Source organism: Nostoc sp. CHAB 5715, assembly GCF_020829685.1.
GTDB lineage: Bacteria > Cyanobacteriota > Cyanobacteriia > Cyanobacteriales > Nostocaceae > Nostoc.
This window is the reverse complement of sequence record NZ_JAIVFR010000415.1, coordinates 1-6,217: the sequence shown is the minus strand read 5'-3', so window position 1 is coordinate 6,217 and position 6,217 is coordinate 1. Positions and strand designations below refer to the sequence as shown.

Below are 6,217 nucleotides of genomic sequence, written 5' to 3'. Positions count from 1 at the left end.
ACAACTTCAACCCGGTAAATCCTGAGAGGCAAGAGCAGCCAGACTTAGAGCGGGAAATTGTTCGGCTAAGGCTTGAACTCGCAAACGCCAACCAAGAGAGGGCTGCGACTCAAGAATATCTGCAAGCGGTGATCCAAGAGCAGGAACACATCAATCAAGACCTGAAAGTTGCTAATGAAGAAATCCTCTCCAGCAATGAAGAGTTGCAAAGCACCAATGAGGAGCTAGAAACTGCCAAAGAAGAGATTCAGGCAACCAACGAAGAACTCAACACAACTAATGAAGAACTTCGCTCTCGAAATCAGGAATTACACCAAGTTAACAATGATCTGACGAATTTGCTTGCCAGTATCAATATTCCCATTTTGATATTGACTTCGGACTTACGCGTTCGACGTTTTACGCCAATGGCGCAGCGGCTTTTCAATTTAATTCCCACCGATGCTGGACGACCTTTGAGCGATATCAGAGCCAATCTGAATATTCCTGATTTAGAACCTCTAATTTTGGAAGTACTTGACACACTCAGCATCAAAGAATTAGAAGTCCAAACTATGGGGGGACATTGGTATAACCTCCGCATCCGTCCTTATCGCACCACAGAAAACCAGATTGACGGTATAGTGTTAGTGTTAATAGATATTGATGTTCTTAAACGCAATGCCGCAACTTTAGAACAAGCCCGGAATTACGCTGAAGCGATTGTGGAGACGGTACAAGTGCCATTAATCGTGCTTGATTCTGATTTCCAGGTGAACAAAGCCAATCGCTCGTTTTATGAAACATTTCAGGTTTCACCAGCACAGACAACGCAATCTCTGATTTTTGAACTAGGGAATGGTCAGTGGAACCTACCTGGACTACAACCGCTCTTAGAAGACATTCTGGTTAACGATACAAGTATTCAAAACTTGGAGGTAGAGCATTGTTTTGAGCAGATTGGGAAGAAAACCATGCTGCTCAATGGTTGGAAAATTATTCAACAGGGAGAAGCCCAAAGGATTTTGCTGGCGATTGAAGATATTAGCGATCGCAAGCAGTTCGAGTTAGAGCGATCTAACCTTTTAGCACAGGAGCAGTCAGCCCGTCAAGAGGCCCAAATCGCCAACCGAGCTAAAGACGAATTCCTGTCGAATCTCTCCCATGAACTTCGTAACCCGCTTAATACTATACTGGGCTGGGCGCAACTTTTCCGCAAGCGCGATCTAGATTCTTCAACAATCACTCGTGCCTGGGAAGTGGTGGAGCGGAGTGCTAAAGTGCAAGCTAAATTAATCGATGATATGCTGGATCTCTCACGGATTACGAGTGGAAAGCTTCATTTAAACACTCGTCTAATCGATCTAGTTTCAGTAGTGGATGCCGCCATTAAGTCTATAGAATTTTCCGCAGAGGCGAAAAGCATTCAAATTGTTTCACAGTTGAACTCGGCGACAGTTGTCGGAGATTTTGACCGTTTACAGCAAGTTCTGTGGAATTTACTTTCTAACGCGATTAAGTTCACTCCAGCCGATGGGCGAGTGGGAATCATGCTCGAAGCTGTAGATACTCACGCCCAAATTCAAGTCAGCGACACAGGAATTGGCATCCAGGCAGACTTGCTGCCATATATTTTTGACCGCTTCCGCCAAGGAAATTCCAGCACCACCAAAACGAGTCCGGGACTTGGATTGGGCTTGTCAATCGCCCGTCATCTTGTAGAACTTCACGGTGGAACAGTTCAAGCACAAAGTCCAGGCGAGGGACGAGGAACCACGATCGCCATCAGGCTGCCTCTGCGCTCAATACCGCCAGAGATTACACCGCCAACTTATTTAGAGCCGAGCGTTTTATCAGAGGCTCCAGATACATTAGATGGTAAGCGTCCATCTGTTACCCTTGAAGGCTTATGCATCTTAGCTGTAGACGATCAACTAGATAGCCGCGACTTAATCAAATGGATGTTAGAAGACTTCGAGGCGGAAGTAGTGGTTGTGACATCGGCAAGGGAAGCGATCGCGGCTCTAACTGAATCTCCTCGCAGATATGATGTACTTCTAGCAGATATTGGGATGCCAGATGAAGATGGTATCTCCCTGATTCGTCAGGTGAGAGCGCTTGATGCATCTGCCGGGGGACAAATTCCAGCAGCGGCAATCACTGCCTATGTCACCGAACAAGAGCGGCAAAGGGCGATTGATGCTGGTTTCCAAATACATTTAGCTAAACCGATTGAGCTTACTGAATTAGTATTGATGGTTGCAAACTTGAGTGGACGAATCACAGATAATTCGTAATTCGTAATTCGTAATTCGTAATTCACGGCTTATGTGAGTTGAAGGGTGAAACAACGTAATCTCGTTCATAAGGCTAGAGCTTACAGGGTGCATCCCAGTTTTTATTTTGCTCTTGAGAATAACTGTCATTGCGAGGAGGAACGACGAAGCAATCTCATGGACCAATACAGTTCAGTTAAGGATTTTTGGTACTGATTTTAGACCTGTAGAGACGCGAAATTTCGCGTCTCTACCAAGGTTTTTGGGCTTAACTGAACGGTATTGTCTCATGGACTCGTTTTGACCTGAAGAATTTTGCGATTGCTTCGTTCCTCGCAATGACATGTAAAAAAGTGGGATGCTCCCTCCTAAATCATTTGTGAAATATTTTTCTCTTTGCTGTCATTAGTCATTAGTTATGTGTCCTTTGTAATCACAAATGACCAATACTTCGACTACGCTCAGTACAAGTGACAAATGACTAAGGACGACCATAACAAAATTTTCACAAATTATTTATGACTGCTATATATCATGTTTGAATAAACGTTTGAATTACGTATAAATTGTTTAATTTGCATCTAAAACATTCCAAAGTTATAGATGATGTTTGACATCTTTACTTAAAAAGATACAAAATATGTTTGATTTCTTCTACTAAAACAGAAAGTATCAACTTATGAATTGAGGAATCAAAAGCATGACTGCAACCTTCATGAAAGTGCCTAAGTTTCGCAATACCCAATGGGTGAGCTTTGTTGGTGGAGAAGGGATTGTACGCAGCTATACACCTGAATCTGGCACATGGACGTATCTCATTGAGATGGCATTAGGGCTAGAGCCTGACTTTGGCAGAGTTGGTGCAGAAACGATGATACTCCTCACCGAGGCAGATTTGCGGACGACATAAGCAGGCTTTTTACGGGAGCATCCCAAATGTGTAAAAACATGATTTGTCATTGCGAGCGTAACGTAGTGAAGCAAAGCAATTGCAACATCTGTACTTTGGCGATTGATTGCTTCATTCCGCAACTCTTAGAGACGCTACCGCGAACGCTTCATTCGCAATGACGACTCATTATCTTAAATAAATTTGCTTGCATTGGGATGCTCTCCTTTTTACAGGGCTACAACCTAGTATTCCTCTCATCCCCTAGCTAACTTAATACAGTGTTGACTTAAGGTTTTGGATTTTTATAGCGATAGTGATTAAAGAAGGTTCAGCCTCCAGCTACTCCGGCTGATCTTCCTCTATTGCGGCAATAGATCGTTTCGTGGCAAAGCCGTTGAGAATAATATCTCGAATTAAAGACACCTCTTTATCCAAATTCATTGCATGATCTTCATATTTTGTTACGGCACTAGTTAAATTGTAGTTTCTCATTTGTTCTGCCATTTGACGGGAGAATGTAACCTTTTCCTCCATTGCTCGCACAGCCGACCATAGCGCATTTTCGAGATTCTGAGTTTGCTCTGCCAGGAACACACTAGCTGTAAAGGAATGCCCCGTGTGACAGCGAAACCGTAGCGGCTCTTCTTTGCCAATTTGCCAGATGCTGCCGTTGCATTCAGGGCAGGTGTAAGTCGTTCTAGTCCCGATCGCTTCTACATTCTTCAAAAACTCCTGAGTATTCATCTGCTGTTCAGCAATTCTGGATTCAATTTCGATTTCTTCGGTCACGGGATATGCCTCCTCCTTGGCGGCGGGTTCCTTTGACAACTGCACTAGCAAGTCTGGGATTTCTGCAAGTGGCAAGCAGTAATCGACCTTCACATGCCGCAAGGCGCTCTTTGCCATGCTGGGGTATTCTGCTTCCTTCGGGTCTTGAACGATCGCCACTCCGCCCCGTTTCTTGATTGCCTGCAACCCCACCGTGCCATCATCGAGATAGCCAGTAAGTACCACACCTACCACCCTTGTACCATAAGCGCGGGCGGCTGAACGAAATAACGTATCGATCGCGGGTCGAAAGCGGTTTTCTTGAGGCCCACGCACGACACGCATCAAGCCTTGGTTGACCAACAGGTGATAATCGGGCGGTGCGACATAGATTCGCCCGGTTTGAATTGACTCTCCATCTGCCGGGTGAGATGCTGGGAGAGAGCCTACATCTGTAAGAATTTGGGGGAGAATGCTGGGCTTATCCGCTGCGAGGTGCTGAACAATGAAGAAGACAGCATCAATCTCAGCAGGCACAGCACCCAAGATTGCGCCCAGTGCTTTGAGTCCGCCTGCCGAAGTGCCAATAACAATAATGTCGTGTCCAAGCATAGATACCTTTTCTTAGTGAATAAAAGCTGCCCAATGTTATCTATAGGACTAATATTTGATTTATGAAAAAGCTCGGTACAGATCGAAAAGCCTAATTCCTTATTCCCTACTCCCTACTCCCTACTCCCCACTCCCCGCCCACGTAGATAATTTCAAAAATCAAATATGATTCCTATATGTCTTCTAAATAATTAAACATCTTCTGTATGAAGATGCGTTAAACCATATTTAAGTATAAGGAAGAAAAGGGTTTGGCGCAGCCTCACAAAGAAATGGTATAAGTCTCATTAATAGACTTGCATAAGTCGAATAGACCCCCCTTAATCCTTCCTTAGAAAGGCTACGGTGTACACACAAGTCGAATTACCCCCCTTAATCCCCCCGATATTTTGGGGGGAAACAAGAAAATCCGGTTCCCTCCCCTTTATAAGGGGAGGGTTAGGGTGGGGTAAAACCTTGGTTAATCAGCTATTTCAGACTTGTGTGTACACCGTAGCCTTATACTGACTTTTCACGTTATGTGGAAAAGCGCACGAAAAACCTAACCCCCTAACCCCCAACCCGTGGCGGGAAGGGGGAAAATTCAAAGTCTCTCTTCTAAAAGGAGAGAGATTTAGAGAGAGGTTTTCCAGATACCGTGAAAAGTCAGAGCCTTATAAAAAGGGGAAACTTGAAATCTTGCCCCCCTCCCCAACACATCGGGGAGGGTTGGGGAGGGGTGATTCAAGGATTTTTGCAAGAGTCTAATGAATATCAAAGGCTCATTAATGGAGTTCCGAGCCTCATTAATGAATATCAAAGGCCCATTAATGAATATCAAAGGCTCATTAATGGAGTTCAAAGACTCATTAATGGAGTTTTGAGCCTCATTAATGAATATCAAAGACTCATTAATGGAGTTTTGAGCTTCATTAATGAATATCAAAGACTCATTAATGGAGTTCTGAGCCTCATTAATGGAGTTCAAAGACTCATTAATGGAGTTCTGAGCCTCATTATATCACGTCCGGTTAAACACAAGTCAATTGCGAACGGAGTGAAGCAATCGCTCCAGACGTTGTGATTGCTTCGTTTCACTTCGTTCCACTCGCAATGACATATCATATCATGTCCGCTTGATTGCTTATAAAACCCGAAGAACCCCACCCCGCCAAAGCTGTGCTTTGTCTCCCCTCCCCGCAGGCGGGGAGGGGTTGGGGGTGGGGTTCTTTTATTATGGGTAATTTGGCGGATATGATATCACAAGTAATTTATCGGACATGATATTAATGAATATCAAAGACTCATTGTTGCATTCTAAAATATATCTCCTCTCCCCCTCTGCTCCCCCTGGTCACTGAGCGCAGCCGAAGTGTGCCCCCTGCCTCATCACAATCCCTGCCATTCTCGCTTTTGAAGTTCTTTTATCGGCAACAAACTGGCTTCAATCTCCTGCCGCACAACGTCTGTGATCTCACAGTTGCTATTAAGGCAATCGATAAGCAACTGATTGGCATCGTAATATTGTTGCAATACTTGCTGTTGCTGTGGGCTGAAGTGCCAGTGATGCTGAATGTTTCGATGCTTGGCGATCGCAGTTTTTAACTGTTCCATCCAAGCATCGAAACATTCAGCATCACTGGCACTTCAGCCCACAGCAACAGCAAGTATTGCAACAATATTACGATGCCAATCAGTTCGGCGGGGGGCT

General features: G+C 44.5%; 5 protein-coding genes. 2 read left to right on the top strand and 3 right to left on the bottom strand.

Going from position 1 to position 6,217, the window contains the following annotated elements; genetic code table 11:
* The coding region (locus tag LC574_RS21765) for an ATP-binding protein (protein ID WP_229455566.1) at positions 1-2,276 on the top strand (2,276 nt) is incomplete at its 5' end.
* Positions 2,277-2,955: 679 nt separating this feature from the next.
* Complete coding sequence (locus tag LC574_RS21760) at positions 2,956-3,165, top strand: hypothetical protein (protein WP_229455565.1); 210 nt, start codon at positions 2,956-2,958, stop codon at positions 3,163-3,165.
* Between the two features lie 321 nt (positions 3,166-3,486).
* On the opposite strand, the gene LC574_RS21755 is transcribed toward LC574_RS21760, so the two are convergent.
* The 3 genes from LC574_RS21755 to LC574_RS21745 form a co-directional block, all read right to left on the bottom strand.
* A complete protein-coding gene (locus LC574_RS21755) occupies positions 3,487-4,527 on the bottom strand; it encodes a chemotaxis protein CheB (protein ID WP_229455563.1) in 1,041 nt (346 codons plus the stop codon).
* 613 nt (positions 4,528-5,140) lie between these two features.
* Positions 5,141-5,494: a hypothetical protein gene (locus tag LC574_RS21750; protein ID WP_229455562.1), complete on the bottom strand. Its 354-nt coding sequence runs from the start codon at positions 5,492-5,494 to the stop codon at positions 5,141-5,143.
* A 401-nt stretch (positions 5,495-5,895) separates the two neighbouring features.
* Positions 5,896-6,120, bottom strand: a complete 225-nt coding sequence (locus LC574_RS21745; protein ID WP_229455561.1) for a hypothetical protein — start codon at positions 6,118-6,120, stop codon at positions 5,896-5,898.
* Positions 6,121-6,217: the final 97 nt, after the last annotated feature.